General features: G+C 42.3%; 23 protein-coding genes and 1 pseudogene. 9 read left to right on the top strand and 15 right to left on the bottom strand.

Going from position 1 to position 23051, the window contains the following annotated elements; genetic code table 11:
* Positions 1–31: 31 nt before the first annotated feature.
* Positions 32–373 carry a Grx4 family monothiol glutaredoxin gene (locus ACTD55_RS06640; protein WP_438863531.1) on the top strand — a complete coding sequence of 114 codons (342 nt, stop codon included), beginning with the start codon at positions 32–34 and terminating at the stop codon, positions 371–373.
* A gap of 79 nt (positions 374–452) precedes the next feature.
* On the opposite strand, the gene bfr (ACTD55_RS06635) is transcribed toward ACTD55_RS06640, so the two are convergent.
* From bfr (ACTD55_RS06635) to ACTD55_RS06625, 3 genes are all read right to left on the bottom strand, one after another.
* Positions 453–920 carry a bacterioferritin gene (bfr, locus tag ACTD55_RS06635; protein WP_438863530.1) on the bottom strand — a complete coding sequence of 156 codons (468 nt, stop codon included), beginning with the start codon at positions 918–920 and terminating at the stop codon, positions 453–455.
* A 16-nt stretch (positions 921–936) separates the two neighbouring features.
* On the bottom strand, positions 937–1407 hold the full coding sequence (gene bfr / locus ACTD55_RS06630) for a bacterioferritin (protein WP_438863529.1): 471 nt from the start codon (positions 1405–1407) through the stop codon (positions 937–939).
* Positions 1408–1631: 224 nt separating this feature from the next.
* A complete protein-coding gene (locus ACTD55_RS06625) occupies positions 1632–1826 on the bottom strand; it encodes a bacterioferritin-associated ferredoxin (RefSeq protein WP_438863528.1) in 195 nt (64 codons plus the stop codon).
* Positions 1827–2064: 238 nt separating this feature from the next.
* On the opposite strand from ACTD55_RS06625, the gene ACTD55_RS06620 reads away from it, so the two are divergent.
* The gene (locus tag ACTD55_RS06620) at positions 2065–2670 is read left to right on the top strand and encodes a peroxiredoxin (RefSeq protein ID WP_438863527.1); all 606 of its coding nucleotides are present in this window, start codon (positions 2065–2067) and stop codon (positions 2668–2670) included.
* A 72-nt stretch (positions 2671–2742) separates the two neighbouring features.
* On the opposite strand, the gene ACTD55_RS06615 is transcribed toward ACTD55_RS06620, so the two are convergent.
* Together ACTD55_RS06615 and rnt are read right to left on the bottom strand one after the other, a co-directional pair.
* Positions 2743–3624 (bottom strand): universal stress protein, encoded by an 882-nt coding sequence (locus tag ACTD55_RS06615; RefSeq protein ID WP_438863526.1) that lies wholly within the window; start codon positions 3622–3624, stop codon positions 2743–2745.
* An 87-nt stretch (positions 3625–3711) separates the two neighbouring features.
* Positions 3712–4344, bottom strand: coding sequence for a ribonuclease T (gene rnt, locus ACTD55_RS06610; RefSeq protein WP_438863525.1), 633 nt, complete (start codon positions 4342–4344; stop codon positions 3712–3714).
* Between the two features lie 434 nt (positions 4345–4778).
* Between rnt and ACTD55_RS06605 the strand changes: the two genes are divergently transcribed.
* Together ACTD55_RS06605 and ACTD55_RS06600 are read left to right on the top strand one after the other, a co-directional pair.
* Positions 4779–5639, top strand: coding sequence for a flagellar protein MotY (locus ACTD55_RS06605; RefSeq protein ID WP_438863524.1), 861 nt, complete (start codon positions 4779–4781; stop codon positions 5637–5639).
* 723 nt (positions 5640–6362) lie between these two features.
* On the top strand, positions 6363–10097 hold the full coding sequence (locus tag ACTD55_RS06600) for a TonB-dependent receptor (protein ID WP_438863523.1): 3735 nt from the start codon (positions 6363–6365) through the stop codon (positions 10095–10097).
* Between the two features lie 187 nt (positions 10098–10284).
* Here ACTD55_RS06600 and gloA read toward each other — a convergent pair whose 3' ends face one another.
* Together gloA and ACTD55_RS06590 are read right to left on the bottom strand one after the other, a co-directional pair.
* Positions 10285–10665 carry a lactoylglutathione lyase gene (gene gloA, locus ACTD55_RS06595; RefSeq protein ID WP_438863522.1) on the bottom strand — a complete coding sequence of 127 codons (381 nt, stop codon included), beginning with the start codon at positions 10663–10665 and terminating at the stop codon, positions 10285–10287.
* A gap of 43 nt (positions 10666–10708) precedes the next feature.
* Positions 10709–12085: a hypothetical protein gene (locus ACTD55_RS06590; RefSeq protein ID WP_438863521.1), complete on the bottom strand. Its 1377-nt coding sequence runs from the start codon at positions 12083–12085 to the stop codon at positions 10709–10711.
* Positions 12086–12657: 572 nt separating this feature from the next.
* Here ACTD55_RS06590 and ACTD55_RS06585 point away from each other — a divergent pair.
* From ACTD55_RS06585 to ACTD55_RS06575, 3 genes are all read left to right on the top strand, one after another.
* Positions 12658–13635 carry a DUF1852 domain-containing protein gene (locus ACTD55_RS06585; protein ID WP_438863520.1) on the top strand — a complete coding sequence of 326 codons (978 nt, stop codon included), beginning with the start codon at positions 12658–12660 and terminating at the stop codon, positions 13633–13635.
* A gap of 44 nt (positions 13636–13679) precedes the next feature.
* Positions 13680–14729 (top strand): methionine synthase, encoded by a 1050-nt coding sequence (locus ACTD55_RS06580; RefSeq protein ID WP_438863519.1) that lies wholly within the window; start codon positions 13680–13682, stop codon positions 14727–14729.
* A 137-nt stretch (positions 14730–14866) separates the two neighbouring features.
* Positions 14867–15751 carry a LysR family transcriptional regulator gene (locus ACTD55_RS06575; protein WP_438863518.1) on the top strand — a complete coding sequence of 295 codons (885 nt, stop codon included), beginning with the start codon at positions 14867–14869 and terminating at the stop codon, positions 15749–15751.
* A 126-nt stretch (positions 15752–15877) separates the two neighbouring features.
* On the opposite strand, the pseudogene ACTD55_RS06570 reads toward ACTD55_RS06575, so the two are convergent.
* Positions 15878–16060 (bottom strand): annotated as a pseudogene (locus ACTD55_RS06570) (endonuclease III); the annotation flags it as partial.
* Between the two features lie 126 nt (positions 16061–16186).
* On the opposite strand from ACTD55_RS06570, the gene ACTD55_RS06565 reads away from it, so the two are divergent.
* Together ACTD55_RS06565 and ACTD55_RS06560 are read left to right on the top strand one after the other, a co-directional pair.
* Positions 16187–16411 (top strand): type II toxin-antitoxin system ParD family antitoxin, encoded by a 225-nt coding sequence (locus ACTD55_RS06565; RefSeq protein ID WP_438863517.1) that lies wholly within the window; start codon positions 16187–16189, stop codon positions 16409–16411.
* A gap of 5 nt (positions 16412–16416) precedes the next feature.
* Entirely contained in the window at positions 16417–16713 is a 297-nt protein-coding gene (locus tag ACTD55_RS06560; protein WP_438863516.1) for a type II toxin-antitoxin system RelE/ParE family toxin, read from the top strand.
* A 32-nt stretch (positions 16714–16745) separates the two neighbouring features.
* Here ACTD55_RS06560 and nth read toward each other — a convergent pair whose 3' ends face one another.
* From nth to rsxA, 7 genes are read right to left on the bottom strand one after another with little or no spacing between them, the layout of a single operon-like run.
* Positions 16746–17378 (bottom strand): endonuclease III, encoded by a 633-nt coding sequence (nth, locus tag ACTD55_RS06555; RefSeq protein ID WP_438863515.1) that lies wholly within the window; start codon positions 17376–17378, stop codon positions 16746–16748.
* Positions 17379–17392: 14 nt separating this feature from the next.
* Positions 17393–18160: an electron transport complex subunit E gene (locus ACTD55_RS06550; RefSeq protein WP_438863514.1), complete on the bottom strand. Its 768-nt coding sequence runs from the start codon at positions 18158–18160 to the stop codon at positions 17393–17395.
* Positions 18157–18789 (bottom strand): electron transport complex subunit RsxG, encoded by a 633-nt coding sequence (gene rsxG, locus ACTD55_RS06545; RefSeq protein ID WP_438863513.1) that lies wholly within the window; start codon positions 18787–18789, stop codon positions 18157–18159. The genes ACTD55_RS06550 and rsxG overlap by 4 nt, the downstream gene beginning before the upstream one ends.
* Entirely contained in the window at positions 18786–19847 is a 1062-nt protein-coding gene (gene rsxD, locus ACTD55_RS06540; protein WP_438863512.1) for an electron transport complex subunit RsxD, read from the bottom strand. The genes rsxG and rsxD overlap by 4 nt, the downstream gene beginning before the upstream one ends.
* Positions 19844–21853, bottom strand: a complete 2010-nt coding sequence (gene rsxC, locus ACTD55_RS06535; protein ID WP_438863511.1) for an electron transport complex subunit RsxC — start codon at positions 21851–21853, stop codon at positions 19844–19846. Before rsxC ends, rsxD begins: the two co-directional genes overlap by 4 nt.
* Before the next feature lie 7 nt (positions 21854–21860).
* Positions 21861–22415 carry an electron transport complex subunit RsxB gene (gene rsxB, locus ACTD55_RS06530; RefSeq protein ID WP_438863510.1) on the bottom strand — a complete coding sequence of 185 codons (555 nt, stop codon included), beginning with the start codon at positions 22413–22415 and terminating at the stop codon, positions 21861–21863.
* Complete coding sequence (gene rsxA / locus ACTD55_RS06525; protein ID WP_416308132.1) at positions 22415–22996, bottom strand: electron transport complex subunit RsxA; 582 nt, start codon at positions 22994–22996, stop codon at positions 22415–22417. The genes rsxB and rsxA overlap by 1 nt, the downstream gene beginning before the upstream one ends.
* Between the last annotated feature and the right edge of the window lie 55 nt (positions 22997–23051).

The raw sequence follows: 23051 nt of genomic DNA, 5'->3' as shown, positions 1-23051 counted from the left end.
CCGATTATTTTGACATTAAAGGCAAACGACAATGGAAACAATTGAAAAAATTAAACAGCAAATCAGTGAAAATCCTATCATTTTATATATGAAAGGTTCACCAAAGTTGCCTAGCTGTGGCTTTTCATCACAAGCCAGCCAAGCGTTAATGTCTTGTGGTGAGCAATTTGCTTATGTAGATATTCTGCAAAATCCTGATATTCGGGCTGAGTTGCCAGTTTATGCGGATTGGCCAACCTTTCCCCAGTTGTGGGTTGATGGCGAGCTGATCGGGGGATGCGATATTATTCTGGAAATGTTTCAACAAGGTGAACTACAACCTCTGATTAAACAAACTGCCGAAAAATATGCCGATAAGCAAGATAACGCATAACAGTTAATGAATATTAAAAAGGCCTGATAATGAGAAATTATCAGGCCTTTTTGTAAGTATTGTCTTTGTCATCGCGACATCATATTTGTGATTGCAAGTAATTAGGCAGTCCGGTCATTTTGATTAAGCCTAGTTGTTGTTCTAACCAATGGGCATGATCCTGTTCGGTATCGTCTAATAAGGTTTCGAGTATTTCTCGAGTCACAAAATCTTGTAATGTTTCACATTGGGCGATCGCAGCCTTTAAAGCCTCTCCAACTTCCTGTTCCAATAACAAGTCGTTTTCCAGCATCTCTGGCACGGTTTTACCAATTCTGACATCGCAACGGGTTTTCATATCAGGTGTGCCTTCGAGCATGAGTATCCGTTCTATTAACAATGAGGCATGGCCTTTTTCATCGTCAAATTCATGGGCAATACGCTCGTGGAGTTTGCTTAACCCCCAATCTTCATACATTTTTGCATGGATAAAGTATTGATCCATGGCCGCCAATTCGGCGCTTAATAGACGGTTCATGCTATCGATTATTTGCTGATGGCCTTTCATGTGAGTCTATCTCCGATTAGTCGTTAATCATGGCTTGTAGGTAGTTTTCCTGACCTAACTGTTGCCACAGATGTAATTGAGTTTCCAGCCAATCGATATGCTCTTCCTCTTGTTCAAGGATGTTGTCCAGTATTTCTCTGGACACATAATCGGCTTGTTCTTCGCAGACCGTGATGGCTTTTTTGATTATTTCCATATGTTCCATTTGCATGGCAAGATCGCATTGCAGCATTTCATGCGTATCTTCACCAATGCGCAGCTTTTCCAGATGTTGCAGATTGGGCAAGCCTTCAAGCATTAAAATACGTTCAATTAACTTGTCCGCTTGCTTCATATCCAGAATGGATTTTTTGTATTCTTTGTCATTAAGAACCGATAATCCCCAATTTTTAAACATACGAGCATGCAAAAAGTACTGGTTAATGGAAGTCAGTTCACAGGTGAGTACTTTACTCAACTGTTCTAAAGCTAATTTGTTTCCGCGCATTTTACTACCAATGTATGGGCTGTTTAATACAACAAAATGTAGTTGCTTTGAACAGCTATTACAAGCTAATTACGATTAAAAATCCAATAAAAACAACAATATACAAACAGTAAGTATTATCATTCTTAATTGGCGTTACGGCTAGGAAATGGACGTAATTTGTTCCAGTTAGCTAACTGACTGAATTATAAAAAGATCAAAATAAAGGAGGGGAGAAGAATCGTTTAACTGACTTCTTTAAATAGCGATTCATCCATAATCGTTGAATCAATCAACTGTTGTGCCATTTGCACACATTTACCGCATTGACCACCAACGCTCAGGTTTTTGCGCAATTCACGCATCGAACCTACACCGTCCTCGCGAACCGCTTTTTCGATTTGTTTATCTGTAATGGCGTAACAAAGACATATATACATTGCATAACCTCGTTAGTGGTACTGCAAATGATAATAATTGTTATTTAGATAAAAGCCAAGCTTTATTTTAATTAATTGTATTAATGCCGGTTTATTTCTTCGCAGCGAAATATAGTTTCAAAATAGTTGCATTTGCGCCTTGGTTTTTAAAAGTCCGACCCTATAATCTTCTGTGAGCTTACGATTACAAAAGGTTTGTCTTCGTAAATCTGATAAATTCTAATCTGAGGAACATAATATGAGCGTATTGGTTGGTCGTCCGGCCCCTGATTTTACAGCAGCAGCGGTACTAGGTAGTGGTGAAATTGTTGACAGCTTTACCTTAAGTGAAGCAATTAAAGGTAAGCCAGCAGTTGTTTTCTTCTATCCACTGGACTTTACCTTTGTTTGTCCTTCAGAGTTAATCGCATTCGATAAGCGTTATGCAGAATTCCAAAAGCGCGGTGTTGAAGTGATCGGTGTGTCTATCGATTCTCAGTTCTCACATAATGCATGGCGTAATACAGCTATCAACGACGGTGGTATTGGTCAGGTTAAATACACTTTGGTTGCTGATACCAAGCATGAAATTTGCCAAGCCTATGACGTTGAACATCCAGATGCAGGTGTGGCATTCCGTGGTTCTTTCTTAATTGATGCAAACGGTGTGGTACGTCATCAAGTGGTTAATGATTTACCACTAGGTCGTAACGTTGATGAAATGATCCGCATGGTTGACGCATTGGCTTTCCATGAAGAACATGGTGAAGTATGCCCAGCAGGTTGGCAAGAAGGTGATAAAGGCATGAATGCCAGCCCAGATGGTGTGGCTGCTTACTTGTCTGAGAACAGCGATAAACTTTAATATAGTTGTTTAATTAAAAAAGCCGCATTAATAATGCGGCTTTTTTATTGCGATAAACGACACCTTCCAAATTCAGGGTTGTAGAACCATCACGTTGGTTTTAAGTAAACTTAATACGTCTTCTGCGGTATTGCCCAATAACTTGGCTTTTAATCCTTTACGTCCTACCGTACCTATTACAACTAAGGCCGCGCCTATCTCGGATGCCATACTTGGAATGACTTTATCTGCTTCACCAGCTTTGATGTGAATATTTTTCAGCGGTATTGGATGTTCTGTTAATAACGCCTGAATTTTCGGGATATACTTTTGCTTGGCTTTGTTTACTGCATCATCACTATTGATAAAACCAATATCTTTCAAAATTGGAGACACGGGCACACTAAAACAAAAATGCAGTGGCATATCGGTATTATTGGCCATGGCCAACCCAGCTTCAGCTAACTTTTTATTCAACGCTTGTTTCGTTCTGGAACGGGTGGCCATATCGAGCGCAACCATAATAGCCTGTTTTTTGCGCCACTTTTTTTCTGCCACTAACAATACCGGCACACTACCATTACGCAATAAATGCCAATCTGTGGGTGTGTAGAAGGGGCCTTCAGTCCGGTGTCCAGTTTTAATAATCAAATCATAGTTAACTGTTTTGCAGTGCTTCTTGACCCAGTCTGCAATATCCTTTTCCCAAATAACTTCACAAGTACAGTATTGATCGAGTTCCTGTTTCGCAATCTGCTTGGTCAACCACTGTTGATGAGTGGTAATGATTTTAGTCTGAGCTTCAAGCATTTGAGCTTGAGTGAGACTGGCTGACAGGCCTTGTAAATGCTCATAACTGAAGGCAACAATATGCAGTTTGGCGCCATGGCGCTCAACCATCTTCTTAGCGCGTACCAGAGCTTTTTGCTCTTTATCTTGTTGATCCGAGATAACCAGAATATGTTCAATTTTCATTAAAGGTACCTACAGTTGTGATTTTAGATAGATTAACTTTATTATTTAAATCATGCACTTGGTATTGTAGTTAAGATAATCGAAAACTTAGTTAATATCGACAGGCCAACCGCCAAGTTGTTGCCATTTATTGACAATATAACAAAATAAATCGGCGGTTTTTTGCGTATCATACAATGCTGAATGTGCTTCTTTCTGGTCAAATTCGATTCCTGCGGCCTCACAAGCCTTTATTAATACGGTTTGACCTAAAGCCAGCCCAGACAGAGTCGTGGTATCAAAAGAAACAAAGGGATGAAAAGGACTACGCTTGATACCGCTGCGCTCGATTGCCGCATTAAAAAAGCCCTGATCAAAGGCCGCATTATGCGCCACGATAACTGATCGCTGACAGTCGGCCTGTTTTTGCGCTTTACGTATTTCTTTGCAAATAGATGTCATCACGGATTTTTCATCTATTGCTCCGCGCAACGCGCAATAGGGATCGATACCGTTAAAATCCAGCGCGGCTTTTTCTAGATTGGCCCCCTCAAAAGGCTCAACATGAAAATGTAATGTCATATCAGGTTGCAAAAAACCCTCTTGATCCATTTTTAAAGTCACAGCCGCGATTTCCAATAACGCATCGGTATGCGGATTAAAGCCGGCTGTTTCTACATCGATAACGACTGGAAAATAACCGCGAAAACGTTGATTAAGATGCATTTTTGTATCAGACATGAATAATAATAATTGAAAATGGGAGCGCAATTATTGCATGCCCAGTTTCGCTAAACCAATTAATCTAAATTCAACTGCTGGTTTATCTTTTCTATTCACGACTATTGGCGACCTTTATTTAATTTGTTCATGCTGGACAATTCACAAATTATGTTACTGTTTAAGGGTTTGATAATGTAGTGATAAGGCAAAACCATAAGACAAAAAATAGCGCAATTCTTTTGGTTAAAATAGGCGGGGAGTCTGAAACAATCTCTCGCTATTTAAATAAAGTGGCTCAGCAGACTTGTTGGAATGACTCAATGACGCGGCTTACGGTTTAATTGAGAAATGTTGACTGCTTAATCACAGTGAAGATCAAAGATAAACAGCCTCTTTATTAAATATTTTTTTTATAAGGTCGATAACAAACTGAGAGTTCAGGCGAGTATGTTATGAAAAAAATAATCTTATTTTTGGCATGTTTCCCCATGCTGGTTCAGGCTGGTGTGCGTCATTATAATGCCAGTGTGGAAACATCAGATTGGCAATTAGATAGTCCGAATCGGCTTCAATGTACCTTAAAGCATCCTATTTCTGGTTATGGAAATGCGTTATTTACCAGTATGGCGGGTAAACAGCTAAATATGGAATTTGAGCTGGATATGATGAGTTTACCCGATACTTATTCAATCGCGGGTGTCTATTCGGTGCCACCACGCTGGATGCCTGGGGCTATGCAACGTCCCATCGCACAAATGACCGTCAGAAAACAGTATGATGGTGACTTACCCAAAAAAGCCGCATGGACCATGTTGTCGGAGTTGGAAAAAGGCTATTGGCCAACCATCTATTATCAGGACTGGTATAACGATTATGACAAGGTGGCGGTGGGCTTGAATGCCAGTAACTTTATGCCGGTGTATAAGCAATTTGTGCAGTGTGTGTCTAATCTATTGCCATTTAGTTTTGATGATATTGCTTATACCGTATTGAATTATAAATTTGGTAGTACCGATCTAACCAAACAGTCAAAACACAAATTGGAAATGATAAGCCAATATTTACATGAAGATACCAATATGGAATTGGTACTGCTAGACGCCTACACCGATAGTTATGGTCAACCGGGGGTGAATAATCGCATTTCAGTCAAACGGGCTGAAACTATCAAAACTTTTTTTACTGATAATGGCGTGGATGCAACACGTATTGAGATAACCGGTCATGGTGAGCGTCGTCACATTGCCAGCAATGAAACCGAGTTATCCCGCGCTAAAAACCGCCGGGTGGTCATTCGCATGGATAGACCCTAATTTTTTGCCGGATATGTTTTTAATCCTGAATGAGTTTAATGGTCTAAACAAAAAAATTGCGCCGCAACGCCATTCCTTTTTCGCCAGCTAATACGGTCCCGTTTTGCGCTAGATATCGTTACTAACGATTTACGCTTTTTGCATAACGGGCAAATACCCACTTTTTTCAATCTCAATATGCCCATTGGCGTTACGCATATCGTATTGCAGTCTTCGGCATTAATGGTGTGATAAATGTATAATTATTCATCACATTTATATTCCATCTATATATTATATTCAGTTTTATCTCGTGATTTCTGAGTTGCCACCTAGCATTCGCATTATGGTAATCGGAATAATACCAATCAAAAGGCTTAAAGCCCTAATTAAATAGCCTTTCCGTCCACATTAGGCAGCAAGTATGTTACTTGAATGATCGCTAAATATAATAAATTATTTTATTAAAAAATATACAATATCAATATATTATTCTTGATATTTTGAGTGAAATTTGTTTAATTAAGCCCGACCTATAGATTCCGTTTTCAAAAATAGCCCGAAAGAAAGCTATAAAGTGAAATCAGAAACGAAAATCTTAGTGGGTGAAGAACAACTAATAGGGTCTGTTACGTACTTTACAAATAACCATCTAAAAACAGCACTTTGCGGCTCTTTGAGACTGCTACGAAGGTTTGTAGAGAATGGGCCATTAAAATAATAACGACATCTAAAGGAAATGGTATGAAAGCTATCCAATTGTCTAAAACTGCTATAGCCGTTAATACAGCTATGTTGATAAGCGCCAGTATGGTTATGCCTGCATTTTCTGCTGAACAAGCAGATAAAGCGGCAGAAGACAGTAAGAAGGAAAACCTTGAAATTATTCAAATCTCCGGTATTCGCTCTTCACTTCGCGAGAACTTAAACAATAAACGTTTCTCAGACTCTATTGTTGACTCCATCAATACCGAAGACATTGCTAAAAACCCTGATAAAAATATGGCAGAGGCACTACAGCGTATCCCCGGTGTACAAATTGAACGTCAGTTTGGTGAGGGAGCCAAAATTTCAATTCGCGGTACCTCGCCAGACCTAACCAATACCTTGGTTAACGGACAATCGGCCAAGTCTGCTTCCTATCTTCCTGGACAATCGGAAAGTAATGCATTTGATTTTTCAAATATTCCCGCTGAAAGTGTATCTAAAATCGAGGTACTTAAATCTGCGCGTGCGGACATCGATGCGGGTGGCATAGGCGGTACCGTCATTTTGCATACCAAAAAGCCATTGGAGCAGGAAGATGGTTACGGCTATTTAAATGTTGAGGGGGAATACAACGATGCGTCAGAAAAATCCTCTCCGCAAATTTCAACCGCTTATAACTTTGTATCTGAAGACAAAAAGTTCGGTGCTTCAATCAGTGTCAGTCATCAACAGCGTAATGCGTTTCGTACCGGCTTTGAATCTGACGGAATAGCCGGAGGTACAAGTGCTGTTAGTACCGGATTTGCGCAAACTGATGCCATTAATTGCCCAACTGAAGCATGCTTAAGCAGTGATATCAAATTAAGAGATATGAATAATCATAACTTGATTATTACCAGGCATATGGCATTAAACGGTTATACCTACGGCGATCTGGAAGCGGTAGCGGGTAATGGTCCTTATTCAAACGTCAATGACCCGACCGATTCCGGCGTATGGAATAATAGTACTCATTATTGGGGACAACCTGATGAAGTGATTGATCCCACTTATATCGACCCGGTTTGGGGATTATTCTGGGGTGACCGAAGAGCGGGAGGCTTAGGTCAAACGCCGGCGAGAACAATCGGAGATATGGTATATGCGCCCGCATTTCAAACTGATGAAAGCCGCCTGGACACCACGGTTAATCTGCAATGGGCTCCGACGGATGCATTAAGTATCAATCTTGAACTTAACCAGAATAAAACCGATCGTGACAATAAAAGCGATAATTTATATGCGCAGCCGCATAGAATGGTGCAGCTTTTATATAGTAACGACGTGCCGGGAATTGATCCACGCTTAGTAATGGATCCGGAGCGTGATATTGTTTTATCCGCGAACTATCCTATTGATGGAACCTCTCTGGTGCGCGGCGGTGGAGAAGTTTGGGATGGCAATGGCTACTATAGTAGCGCTGGAACCTGGGGGGAAATGGTACGCCGTGACTCCAATGATCGCAGTGGCACCGAGACTGAACAGAATCGTTACCATCTGACAGTTGATTATCAGGTAGATGATTTTACCGTTAAATTACAAGCAGGTCAGACTAAAGCTGAAAGCACAGTGATGGATCGCAGCACAACTCTTGCTACACGATTTGGTGATTATGAAACGCCCTATTCAGGTGATAATCCAAATGTGCAAATCCCGACTTATGAGGGAGTTAACCTTGGCTATGCTTACAATCCAGATACAGGCAAAGTATACTGGGGCGTGCAGGCCGACCCTTCACTAACCGGTGATGAATTGGCTGCCGCTCAGCAGCGAGCCGAAAACTTCCTGTTAGCGCCTACCAATGAATTTTATTTGCTAAACGGTGGTCTGAGAAATACTGCTCGTTATCGTGAAAATACAGAAGATTTTGCTCAAGCAGATGTAACATGGCAGCTTGATAACGACTTTTACATTGATAGTGTCAAATTTGGTGCCAAGTACCGAAATATCGAACGCACGGAACACTATTTTACCGAGAATGCGACATTTCATGGTTATGCCGATCAGGCAAGTGATTTCCCGTTAATTTTGGCTGAGCAAATAGTAGGTGGAACGGTTTCAGGCTTAAACTCTGCGGGTCACGATATTCCTAACGAATATTTTGATATCGACCAGGCAAAGCGTAACTCCCTGCTTAATGATCACTTTTTGCTGGTTCATTCTGAATCAAGCCCTAATTTAGGTGCTTGTACCGACGCCATCGCCGCGTCTGGCTCAGATGAATATTATGGTTGCCGTTCAGGTATGACGGAATCTGCCGGTGATTACTATGATGTAACCGAAGAATTACTTGCTTATTACGGTATGGTTAATTTTAGTGGTGAAAATTTCCGCGGTAATTTTGGTCTGCGCGTGGTGGATACGCAACGTGAATCAATCGGTAATGAGGTAGAGAAAGACGAAAATGGTCAGCAGCTGTCTTATCCGTTGGATCCCAGTGCGCCAGACTATGTTGCTGAGCTTGCCGGTTTTAATAGATACGTACCATTGGTTCAAACCAGTAGCACTAAAGACTACTTGCCCAGCTTCAATTTGGCGGTTGATTTAGCCGATGATGTTATTTTACGTGCAGCTGCATCGAAGAATATTTCTCATCCTAGCCTGAGCCAAATGAGAAGTAACTTTTACTTAGTGACGGAAAGATCGAGATTATACACTGATGGTCGCCAGCAGTTTCTAACGCCAGAGGGTAACGCCGAACGTCTTGCGATGGATTCACAACGTCGAGGCTCAGTGGGTAACCCGAATCTTGGTTCCTATACTTCGGTCAATAGTGAGCTGGGTATTGAGTGGTATTTCGCTAAGTCGTCTATCTTTGCGATGACTGCGTTCCAAAAAGACATCAAAAATATGGTTCGTTCAACGTCTCAAGTCCAGAATTTGGATGACTTGGGAGCCGAAGGTAAAACGGATAATAATGGTTATCCTATTTTTGGTGACTATGTTATCAGTTCTTACTTCAATACCGGTCAGCAAAAAGTGAAAGGGGTGGAGTTACAGCTACAGCATGATTTTGGTAATGGTTTTGGTGGCTTAATTAACTACACCTATACCGACGTTCCAGAGCAGAAATTTAGTAGCTCAACCTTTTCCTATGAAATTGCCGATATGAACGATATTGAAACCCATCAAACCGATCCGGCGCAACGTGAGTATTTCGAAGTAACAGGTTTTAGTAGTCAAACTACAACGCAGTCTGAACCTATGTTTGGTCAGTCTAAAGATACGTTGAATGCGTCTGTTTATTATGAAGATGACGTTTTTTCAGCTCGTCTTTCCTACAACTACCGTAGTGAATTTGCGGATGCAACCTATACTGATGGTATTCGCTACACTGATGCCCGTCAGCAGTTGGACTTTAAGGCAACGTATCAAATTATGAAAAACCTGATTGCCAGTTTTGCGGTGACCAACCTGACCAATGAAAACGTCGTTCAATATATGGAAACATCGCAGATTGTTAATGATCCTGTGATTAACAAAATGAAGTGGGTTGATGAAGTTGTTGACGGTGTGGCAACAGGAAACCGTGTTGTAGCCAAAGATGATAATGGAGTTGAAATCATTGAGTCTTCAATTACTGGAGAGGAAGCATTTGAGATGCTGTCGCAAGCCAGTGGTATTCCTGTTTCTGAACTCAAGCCTTATTACGAAAACCATTTAGACAAAATATATGTTAACGAGTGGACCAACGGTCGCCGTTTCTATGTTGGTGTAAACTGGACTTTCTAATATGACGATGAACCAGTTTATTGATTAAACTTGTTCCAATAACGATAAAGCACACTTAGCGGCAAGGCTGTTAAGTGTGCTTTTTTATTTATTCCTTACGCTGTGTTAACTCAGCTTAGAATGATATGACAGGTGTAAAAATAATCGGGTTATCACGATGGTTAACAGGTTAAGATAGCGCGCTGGCCTACTTCTGAATCAGCTCAATCGCATAGCCATCGGGATCACGTACAAAAGCAATCACCGTTTCTCCACCCAGTACCGGCCCCGGTTTGCGATACACGTCAGCACCTTGTGATTCGAGTTTATCGCATAGCTGGTAAATATCGTCCGCTCCAATAGCAATATGCCCGTAGGCTTCGCCCATATCATAGCTGTCTTTATCCCAGTTGTACGTCAGCTCCAGTACGGTATGGTCACTTTCATCACCATAGCCCACAAAAGCGAGGGTGTAACGGTATTCGGTATTGTCCGATTGACGTAGTAATTTCATGCCGAGCAGTTCAGTATAAAATTGTATGGAACGTTCGAGATTACCGACACGTAACATGGTATGTAACAGTTGCATGGTACTCCTTAAATTTCAGTTTTGTGTAGTGTCAAAAAAGTGATTATTCATCACTATTTTCAGTTTGTATGACCTCAATATTAATAATATTAGAGCGATTGAGGGTAATTTTAACCCGCTGGGTTTGCTGTTGATTTTGCTTATCGGTATGCATTAATACGCCGTTTATTTGATAACGGCGTTCAACGGCTTGTTTGGTTATTTTATTCCCATCCAGCGAATATAACCGACCTTCGCCCTTTTTTAAAAAACGGACAAAAGGGGTTAAATTAAAATATATCCGCTGTTGAATTTTATCATAGCCAGGCAAAAATATTTTCGCATTGACTTTGGTTTCACTGCGAAAGTGCAGTAATTGTGCGGCCAGTTTGTTCTGTTGTCGCCGGGTTTGAAACAATTTGTCGACCTGTTTGGGCAGGTCTTTATTTCCAATGTATTGAAGCCAAATAGTCTGACTAGCAATACGATTTTTATTAACGCTATTAGTATAAATGTTTCTCCATTTGGGCAAACCTTTTTGAATTCTTCGCCAAATGATGCGGGTAATATCTTCTTTAAATATTTCTCTTAAACCGTAAATCACCCCCAGCATACCGACCAGGGCAATGGTGACTTCTGCAAAGTTAGTGCGAGCGTTTAATACCAATACCATCACAAACGCCATAATAACGGCGGTTACTGTTCCCCGTACTATCCGTTTTAAATTACTATTGAGACTCTTCACTTCCTTTTGCAACACGACACCATATTCAATTAACCGTTGCAGCAAACGCATTTTATTGGTGATCCGATTCGGATCCCCCAAGGTCACTTGTGAGTTATATTGGTTTTCTTCGCGATATTCACTTTCGCGACGGCATAAGGCAAACAAGAAGTTTCTCTCGCTCGCATATTCGCTACTTTTGGGGCCATTCGACAGTAATTTTAAGAATGATTGCTCAACTCGCCAGCTAAGGTAATTGTCGGCATTTTCAAAAAATGCCCTGAGTTTTTGATCGGGTGGCGTGTAGCGCCTGAGCTTTTTCAGTAATCCCGAAATTTGTTCTGCCAATACCACGGCTTGAGGATAAAAATCTTCGCTCTCTTTGAGTTTTATAGTTTGTTTAATATCGGTATCTAAGGCGGTACGGATTTGGTAGGAAAACAGATTAAGGTTTAATCGGTAATCACTTTGTTCCCCTTTTTGTTGGCTGATAAAGCGGCTTCGTACTAAAGGTAAATGCAATTGATCTGAGTAATAGGCACTGTGGCTTTGGATACTGCTATGAAAATAGTGTTCTTCGGTTAAGGTTTTAGGGCTAATCCCCATTTCATCCGGTAATGAGAAATACAGATCGAGGCGCTGCTGATCATTAGGTAATAACTGATAACTGATTTTGATGGACAGGTTTTCGTCTTGGCTGATTTTTATGTTATTCACTCATGTCCTCCTGCCTGGTCGTTTATCATTTTATATCAAGCGGTTGAAAACATTTATCTTCTTTTATGTTTAAATTTGTAGAACTGCTGATTTGAACATGAAGTTCAGCTTGTCTTACCAACTAGACAGGTATAACGAGCGTGGGGGAGGCGCCAGTGTGAGATAGTCATTCTAACTATTTAGGTACGTGATTGTGTTTTTCAATTTCATCAATAAATAATCTGCTATGTCATAAAAGACACTAGCGAAATCGGAAAATTCTTCAGTTCTGATATTGGCGTCGACGGACAACGACAGCGGGTATTGCGGAATGACCAGCAAAAAGATTTGTACATCAGCCGATACGCCACTCAAGATCATAATATTACAGATTCAATCATTCTAATTGTTAAATATGAATTTTATTCATATATAGATGAAATAAAACCATTTTTTTTCATGTAATTAACCACGTATAAAACAACTCATGCTTTTAACTCTGGTAACGTTCAATCGATTGTTAACGGGCTAAATCCTTAAAGAGTAAGCAACAAGTTCAGGTTTTATAATGAAAAATGGGATATCAGATCATTATGAATAAAGATTTCACATTCAATATTAACAAGATTTGTCTCGATGAAAACTATCATCCTTCAGACAGTACTCGTATTACCACCAACTTTGCTAATTTAGCCAGAGGTGAAAGTCGTCAGCAGAATTTACGCAACGCGTTAAAGATGATCGATAATAGTTTTAATGCCTTAGCGTCTTGGGATAACCCCACAGGTGATCGTTATTCGGTTGAGCTTGAAATTATTTCAGTTGATATGGATATCGATGGCAGTGGCGAGACCTTCCCATCAATTGAAGTATTGAAAACGAATATAGTTGATCATACAAGCAATGAACGGATTGAAGGCATTGTAGGCAATAACTTTTCTTCTTATGTAAGGGATTATGACTTTAGTGTATTGCTGGGTGAGCATAATAAGGGGCAAAACCAATTTAGCATTCCCGACAACTTTGGCGAACTGCATGGCAAGCTGTTTAAATATTTCGTGAACTCGAATGCCTATAAGCAACACTTTAAAAAGCGCCCCGTTATATGTTTGAGTGTTTCGGATAACAAAACGTATCTTCGCCGTGAAAATCAGCATCCTGTGTTGGGCTATGAATATCAGCCCAATGAATCATCTTTGACTGAGCAATATTTCAAAAAGATGGGGCTACAGGTTCGCTATTTTATGCCACATACGAGTGTGGCGCCTTTGGCTTTCTATTTCTTTGGCGATTTACTTAATGATTATAGTAACCTCGAACTGATAAGTACTATCGCTACCATGGAAACCTTTCAAAAGATTTACCGCCCTGAAATATATAATGCCAATGCTGTTGCAGGTATTCGCTTTCAACCAAATTTAAACAATCAGGATCATTCATTAACCCAAATTGTTTACGACCGGGAAGAGCGCAGTAGGTTGGCTATTAAGCAAGGAAAATTTGCTGAAGAGCATTTTATAAAACCCTATCAAACCGTGCTTGAGCAGTGGTCTGCGAACTACGCCATTTAACGACAGCGACGAACGCTCTAATCCAAAGGGACAACCAATTTATTATGAAAACACTATTACCTACATCAACCGCTGGCAGCTTGCCTAAGCCATCCTGGCTTGCACAAACAGAAGCGCTATGGTCACCATGGAAATTGCAGGGGCAGGAATTAATTGACGGTAAACAGGATGCGCTGCGAGTGTCACTGCAAGAGCAACAACAGGCCGGTATCGATATTGTTAGTGATGGTGAGCAAACGCGGCAACATTTTGTGACTACCTTTATTGAGCACCTGTCCGGCGTTGATTTTGAAAACCGTAAAACGGTCAAAATACGTAATCGTTATGACGCCAATGTACCGACCGTGGTGGGTGCAGTTTCGCGGCCCCAATCCGTTTTTGTTGAAGATGCCAGGTTGTTACGTCAACAAACCGATAAACCGATTAAATGGGCTCTGCCGGGGCCAATGACGATGATCGATACGCTTTATGATGATCATTATAAAAGCCGCGAGAAGCTGGCCTGGGAATTCGCCAAAATCCTTAATCAGGAAGCTAAAGAGTTGGAAGCGGTAGGGGTTGATATTATCCAATTCGATGAGCCGGCATTTAATGTGTTTTTTGATGAAGTAAATGAATGGGGCATTGCCTGCTTAGAGCGAGCAATTGAAGGACTTAAGTGCGAAACCGCGGTGCACATTTGTTATGGCTATGGCATTAAAGCCAATACAGATTGGAAAAAGACCTTGGGATCTGAGTGGCGACAATATGAGGATACGTTCCCAAAACTGCAAAAATCAAATATCGATATTATCTCGTTAGAATGTCATCACTCTCATGTTCCAATCGAGCTCCTTGAACTTATTCGTGGTAAAAAAGTGATGGTCGGTGCCATTGATGTGGCGACTAATACAATTGAAACACCAGATGAGGTCGCCAATACCCTAAGAGAAGCGCTTAAGTATGTCGATGCCGACAAACTCTACCCTTGTACCAACTGTGGTATGGCGCCTTTATCTCGTGATGTCGCAAGAGCAAAACTGAATGCGTTAAGTGCTGGCGCAGAAATAATCCGCAGAGAGCTTGCTGCCGAATACCAGAATCAGCAAGCGTAGCAAGGGTACTTTTGAGGCTTGGTGGATTTATCAAGCCATTCTCGAGCTGGCAGATTTAATTGATGAACAAAAGTGGTATCATTTTATCCATCAATGAATTTTGTTCATTATTAAAGTGTAGAGACAGGAGTTAGCTGATGTTAGAGAGGATCCATTTAGAAATATTAACGGCAATAAAAGAGTATGGAACCTTAACTAAGGCGGCCGATTCACTGCACTTGTCACAATCTGCGTTAAGCCACAGTATCAAAAAGTTAGAAGGCCAAATTGCGACGCCAATCTGGGAAAAAGACGGACGAAACCTTCGCCTTACTGCTGCGGGAGAGCGCATTCAAACACTTGCCAATAGAGTGTTGCCACAGTTTTCACATACCGAATTATTACTCAGCCAGATTGCCAAAGGTGAGGCCGGCGCATTACGCATAGGAATGGAATGTCATCCTTGCTATCAATGGCTACTCAGGGTTATTCAGCCTTACCTGGAGCGATGGTCAAATATCGATATGGACGTGAAACAGGAGTTCCAGTTTGGCGCTTTGGGCGCTCTGCTTAGCTACGAAATAGATGTCCTTATAACCCCCGATCCACTCTTTAAACCTAGCATAGACTACATTCCGGTTTTTGATTATGAACATCGACTTGTTGTTGCAGAGTCTCATCAACTGGCAACGCAAGACTTTGTCTTACCCGAGCAGCTAAGCGAGGAAGTGTTGTTTAGTTACCCGGTTGAACCGATGAGACTGGATATTTTTAGTCAATTTCTTAACCCGGCAAAGTGTTCGGTTAAACAGCATAAAAATATTGAAACAACAGAAATTATGTTACAGATGGTCGCGGCCGGTCGAGGTGTTTGTGCCTTGCCCGGTTGGCTAGTCGACGAGTATTCCAAATCAATACCGATCAAGAGTATCCGCTTTGGAGAACAAGGTATTAGCAAACAAATTTTTGTTGGTATTCGCAAACACGAACAGCATATTGACTACTTAAACGACTTCATTGCTCAAGCTAAAAAAACAAAATGATAAATTAGTTCTTTTTCGTGTCGTGCCAGATAACGCTAGTTGCCTGTCATAGAGATGGGACAATGTATGTGGCCGTCTGTTAAACGACCTACACTATTTTAGCTTTTCTCTGTACTTACTCTTGAATTAAGCATTAACCTCAATAGGGCTTGTGGCAATACAGGTATTACGCCCGCGCAGTATTAGCCAGTGGTGCACATCGACTTTAAACTCAGCAGGAACCACCTTTTGTTCGACCAGATCGACATCTTTACCGGGCGCAAATTTGGTGCGGTTGGAGACGCGGTAAATATGGGTGTCCACGGCGATGTTCAGTTGAACGGTAACTAAGGTAGATAGTGGCAGTGTTAACTTTTCTGATTTGTGTTGAGCGTTTGTCAATATTTGCCAATATATGCCATAATTTTTTAAGTAAACAATTTAATGGAAACAGGTATGGCTACATTAAACATTTCAATTCCTGACGAAATGCGGGCTTGGATTGATGCTCAGGTCGAATCTGGTCACTTTTCTAATGCCAGCGATTACATCAGAGACCTTATCCGTCATAATCAAAGTGAAAAAGACGCGATAAAAATGGCGCTTGTTGAAGGGGAGTTAAGTGGTGAAAGTAAAGCTTCCGTATTAGATGTTATTTCCAAGCAAAAAGCTAAAGCGTAATATTTATGAGTAAATATACTCTATCAAATAAAGCTGAGTCTGATCTGGAGCGTATTTATCAATATACATCAGTTGAATTTGGACAGGAACAAGCTGAAAGTTATCTGTTAGGGATTCATGAAGCTTTAGAGGCCTTGGCAATTGAGCCAAACCTTGCTCAAGGTGTGAGTGATATCAGGGCAGGGTATTTAAGGTTTGTTTATCGAAAGCACTACATATTCTTCAAGGTAAGGCCGCTAGATATTTTTGTTGTTCGAGTTCTTCATCAACAAATGAAATTTCAATTACACTTAACAAGTTAAAGTGATCGTCCAATAATATATTTCTGGGCTAATTATTCAGTTTTATCCTTAAACTCACACAAATCTTCAATAATACACGAGCCACAGCGCGGTTTGCGGGCAATGCAGGTGTAACGCCCATGCAGTATTAACCAGTGGTGCACATCGACCTTAAATTCGGCAGGTACCACTTTTAGCAGCTTTTGTTCAACCTGATCGACATTTTTACCCGGGGCGAATTTAGTGCGGTTGGAGACGCGGTAAATATGGGTGTCCACGGCGATGGTTGGCCAGCCAAAGGCGGTATTGAGTACCACATTAGCGGTTTTACGGCCAACGCCGGGTAGGGCTTCTAAAGCGGCTCTATCTTCGGGGACTTCACCGTCGTGCAAGTCAACCAGCATCTGGCAGGTTTTCATGGTATTCACGGCCTTGGTATTAAACAAGCCAATGGTTTTGATATAGTCTTTAAGCTTTTCCAGTCCTAAATCCAGAATGGCTTGAGGAGTATTGGCGACCGGAAAAAGTTTGGCGGTGGCTTTGTTCACCCCAACATCGGTCGCTTGCGCGGATAATAACACCGCGATCAGCAATTCAAACGGTGAGTTAAAGTTCAGCTCGGTTGTGGGATGGGGATTATCGTCCCGTAGTCGGGTCAGGATCTCAATACGTTTTTGTTTATTCATAATCTCAGTTGATTTTAACCTTCAGCGGTTACCCGGGCACGTTGAATGGTTTTGGTTGGTGCCGGTTTGTTGTAGAGCCTTTCAATTCGTTCATGCAGGATATTTTTTAGCGCAATCAGAAATCCCATGCCAATAAAGGCTCCGGGCGGCAATATGGCTAATAAAAATGCACTATCCGGGGTAAATAGGGTGATTTTCATACTGGTTGCCCATTGACCCAGTAACAAATGAGCACCGTCAAACAAAGTGCCGCTTCCTAATAATTCCCGCATGGCGCCAAGAATGACCAATACCAGCGTGAAGCCTAAGCCCATCATTAAGCCGTCGAAGGCGGCATAACCAACCGGATTTTTCGATGCGTAGGCTTCAGCGCGGCCAATAATGGCGCAATTGGTGACAATCAGTGGAATAAAAATACCCAGTGCCTGATATAACTCAAAGGTAAACGCATTCATCAATAACTGAATGATGGTAACGAATGAGGCGATCACCATTACAAATACCGGAATACGGATTTCGTTGGGGACCCAGTTTCTGACCAACGACACTGTACTGTTCGAACCGATTAATACTAAAGTGGTAGCAACACCTAAACCTAAACCGTTGATTAACGTTGCAGTAACGGCCAGTAATGGGCATAAGCCCAATAACTGTACTAATGCGGCGTTATTTTTCCACAATCCTTGCCAGCTTATTTCTTGCAGTTCAGCTTTGTTGATCGTCGATGTTGAAGGCGTGTCATCTTGTTCAATATCATTGATCGGATTCACATCAGTACTCATGATGGTTTCTCACATTGATTGATTGCGGTGAAAATCTGCTGCTGATTTTGTTGATAATATTGCACGGATTTTTTAACGGCTTTTACTACTGCCCGGGGGGTAATAGTGGCACCGGTGAATTGATCAAATTGACCACCATCTTTTTTGACCGCCCATTGCTGTTCGAGGCCTTTTTCGAGCTTTTTGCCACTGAAGGATAAAATCCAGTCGCTGATACGTAATTCAATTTTATCGCCTAAACCGGGTGTTTCATTGTGCTTTAAGATGCGTACCCCATTTACTTTATTGTCTTCGGTGATACTGACCAGCATATCGATGGAACCGTTATAGCCATCGGGTGCGGTGGTTTCTATCGCGACACCGACCGGTTGGCCCTGTTTTCGAGCCCGAAAGATTATCTGTTCTTCGGTTTGTCCCAGCCATTCAGGTGCTGCTAGTTTGGCGCAGTCATGTTGTAAATCATTGTCATACAGTTGCGGATCCAGCGTCGCATTGAGGGTATTGAGCAATTGTTGTTGTTGCTGTTGCTGGATCACCGGCGCGGTAACTAATTGAGTGATGCTGATTAATCCGGTACTAACAATGGCGAATGCGGCCAGTATTAATCCATTTTTGCTCATATTATTCATTTGCGTGAACGTCCATGGCCGTAAGTTCTGGGTCTGAAGTAATAATCAATTAGCGGTACCGCCATATTCATGATTAATACCGCAAAGGCGATGGCATCGGGATACCCCCCAAAATTACGAATTAAGAATATCCAGATACCAATACTCGCGCCAAAAATCAGACGCCCCTGATTCGTCGTCGCGGCTGAAACTGGGTCGGTAGCAATGAAAAAGGCGCCGAGCATGATGCCACCACTAAATAAATGAAACAGCGGTGAAGCAAATCGATCTGCATCATAGCCATGAAATAATCCGGCCATTATGGTTAATGCGGCGAGCAAGCTCAGAGGAATATGCCAGTTAATTGCTTTTTGTTTAAGTAATATCAGGCCACCTGCCAGATAAGCCAGATTCACCCACAGCCAACCGATACCCAAGCCTGACGCAAAAATAGGATTCTGCAAACTTTCGCTGTAGGTCAAACCCATTGTTAAATCTGTTTTAACTTGATCCAGCGGGGTCGCCATTGTGTGACCATCAATACCATTTTGTAATTGACTCAGGCTATACCCATCGGTGCTAAATTGGGTAAATATTACTGATAATGAATCGAATAAATCCGCACTATGCTGGGCAATATTACTTGGCGGAAGCCAAGCGGTCATCTGCACTGGAAATGAAATCAACAGTACCACATAGGCTGCCATAGCAGGATTAAACAAATTAAAACCTAACCCGCCATAAAGCTGTTTAACAATGGCGATCGCAAAAAAGGTACCGATTACGCTTATCCACCACGGCGAAAAAGGTGGAATGCTGATGGCAATCAATAAGGCGGTCAATATGGCCGAACCGTCTTTAATGGCAATCTCAAAATTGCGCTTACGGATTTCCAGTATCACTGCTTCGGTGACTACCGCAGTAACCGATGCCAATAAGAAATGAATTAACGTCCCCCAGCCGAAAAACCAGCTTTGTACTAATAACCCGGGCAAGGCACACCAAATGACGAGCCGCATTAACTGTGCGGTAGAGCGTTGGCTATGCTGATGAGGAGAACTGGCAAGTCGAAAGGTCATGAATCATCCTCTTGTTTAGCTTGCTTTTTGGCTTTTGCCTTGGCAACCGCAGCAGCAATTCGTTGTTTACGCAATTGTTCAGCATCGGTTAATTCCTCCGAGCCACTGTTTGGTGCTGATTGAGGTTGACCTGATGACGGGGCGCTTTCAACTTCATTTTCGCCTCTTTGCGCATTGGATTGCGGTTTGTCTGCCGAATCACTTGCTTGTTCAGTTAATGATTGGGCTGCGCGCTTGGCTTTTGCTCGTGCAATAGCGGCGGCGACCTTTTGTTTCTTATCATCGTTTTCGCTGGCAAGCGTTTCGATGGACGGCTCGGATTCGGTACCAGCGTCGTTATTTTGCTGAGCTTTTTCTGCTCGTTTCGCTTTGGCTCGGGCGACCGCTTCGGCAACCTTTTGCTTTTTATCTATATTATTGTCATCGGGTACGGCATTTTCGTGGGCCGCCTCGCTGTTTGTATTGGCCGCGGCTTTTTTGGCTTTGGCTCGGGCCAGCGCTGCGGCAATTTTGTCTTTGGCATTGCCGCCATCAGATTGCATGGCCTGTTTTCGTGCCTCAGCGGCTTTGCGATGTTTTTCTTCACGCTCTTGTTGGTCGCGCAGCAGTCGAGCATTGCGAGCTTCAAACCGTTCCCGCGCTTTATCCGCTTGATCTTTTTCTTGTTGCTGGGTACGCACATCTGCCTTGGCCGTACGATAATAGTGCACTAAGGGAATATCACTGGGGCAAACATAGGCACACGCACCGCACTCGATGCAATCAAACAGGTTATATTCCTGCGCTTTATCCAAATCATTGGCTTTGCTGTACCACAATAACTGTTGAGGTAACAAACTGGCAGGGCAGGCATCGGCACAGGCACTACAGCGAATGCAGGGCTGTTCCGGTTCTGCTGGGGGCATTTCGCTATTGCTTGGCGCTAAAATACAGTTGGTAATTTTTACCACTGGGATCATATCGCTGGCCAACGCAAAGCCCATCATCGGGCCACCCATAATTAAGCGCTGGGTTGGTTCTGCTTGATATCCACCAACCTTTAATAAATGCGCCACTGGTGTACCAATAGGCGCCCAGACGTTTTTAGGCTGTTGCAGGGTTTCACCGGTCAGGGTGACAACCCGTTGAATTAATGGTTTACCAGAGAAAATCGCATCGGCAATGGCAAAACAGGTTCCCACGTTTTGCATGATTACCCCAACATCTACGGGCAGACCGTCAATCGGCACTTCCTGACCGGTTAAGGTCTGAATTAGCTGTTTTTCACCACCGGCAGGATATTTAGTCGGTACAGCACACACTTGGTACTGATTATTATCACGACAAGCCACTTTCATTGCTTCAATGGCTTCGGGTTTATTGTCTTCAATCGCAATCACGATATATTTAGGTGATAGCAAATGGGTTAATACATCGATGCCCTGACGGATTTGCCAAGCGTATTCACGCATCAGGCGATCATCGGCGGTGATATAAGGTTCACATTCAACGCCATTGATAATTAAAAATTGTACATCTTTTTTCGGTGATACTTTTATATGAGTCGGGAAGCCTGCTCCCCCCATACCGGCCACACCGGCTTTACAGATAGCCTCGACCACTTTGGATTTATGTAGTGACTGGTAATCTTGCAGCGGAGTTAATTCCGCCCATTGACCTAAGCCGTCCGGTTTTAGATGAACGGCCATTTCCGGCAATGCGGAAGGATGAGCACTGGGATGTAAATCAATTTTACTTATTGTACCGGACGTTGGGGCGTGCACGGGTACAGCAAAGGGATTGGCACTTTGAGTTAGCGGCTGACCTTTGAGTACATGCTGACCTTCTGTAACGCAAACACGTCCTTCTACACCAATATGTTGCTTGATACTGATATATAGCTGTTCTGCTAAGGGAATGGTTTCAATGCTGGTTTGATTGGATAAGGATTTACGTGCCGGAGGATGAATACCACCGGGGAAATCCCAAAGCTTGCCGTTTTTAATGCGATTAATAATAGAGTCCATCTTGCTCTCAGCTAACTTGCTTGACAGGAATGCTGTTTAGATCCCAACGCCAGGATTTTGCGGTGGTTTCCACCGGGCGCATTTCGATACAGTCAACAGGGCAGGGCTCAACGCAAAGGTCACAGCCGGTGCATTCATCTGCAATAATAGTGTGCATTTGTTTGGCTGCCCCCAAAATGGCATCAACCGGGCAAGCCACAATACATTTAGTACAACCGATACATTCATCTTCACGAATAAACGCGACTTTTTTGATTGGTGTCTCACCATGACTGGCATCTAAGGGTTTAGCTTCAACCCCCATTAATTCGGCCAGATTTTTAATCGTGGAATCTCCACCAGGCGGGCATTTATTAATTTCGTCCCCATTAGCAATAGCTTCTGCGTATGGGCGACAACCTGGATAGCCGCACTGTCCGCATTGGGTTTGGGGAAGCAAAGTATCGATTTGGTCCACCAAAGGGTCGGCTTCTACTTTGAACTTTACCGACGCATAACCAAGAATAAGGCCAAAGATGAGTGCTAATAAACCAATAGCTATTAAGGCATATACAACTAACATCAAAACTTAACCAATCCGGTAAAACCCATAAACGCGAGTGACATTAATCCCGCAGTGATCATCGCGATGGAAGCGCCCTTAAATGGCGCAGGAACATCAGCAGCCGCCAGGCGCTCACGCATCGCGGCAAACAATATCAGTACCAGTGAAAATCCCACCGCGGCGCCAAAACCGTAAATGACTGATTGAGTAAAATTGTGTCCTTCATTGATATTTAATAATGCAACACCTAATACCGCGCAATTGGTGGTAATTAACGGTAGGAAAATGCCCAGTAAACGATACAGGGTAGGGCTGGTTTTATGCACTACCATTTCGGTAAATTGTACTACCACGGCAATGACCAGAATAAAGCTTAGCGTACGCAGATAACCAATACCTAAGGGCAATAAGATGTAATGTTCAACCAGATAACTGGATAAGGAGGCCAAGGTTAAAACAAAAGTGGTTGCCATGGACATACCAATGGCTGTTTCCAATCGTCCGGACACACCCATGAATGGGCATAAGCCAAGAAATTTAACCAAAACGAAGTTGTTTACCAGTACAGTACCAACCAGTAATAGTAAATATTCAGACATAAAGCAGAAATTACCCGCCAATAAGGCCATTCAAAGTGAACACATTATCCGTTTT

The sequence above is a fragment of the Neptunicella sp. genome, assembly GCF_048268085.1.
Taxonomy (GTDB): domain Bacteria; phylum Pseudomonadota; class Gammaproteobacteria; order Enterobacterales; family Alteromonadaceae; genus Neptunicella.
The sequence above is the reverse complement of the archived record's forward strand: the minus strand, read 5'-3'. Positions and strand labels throughout refer to the sequence as shown.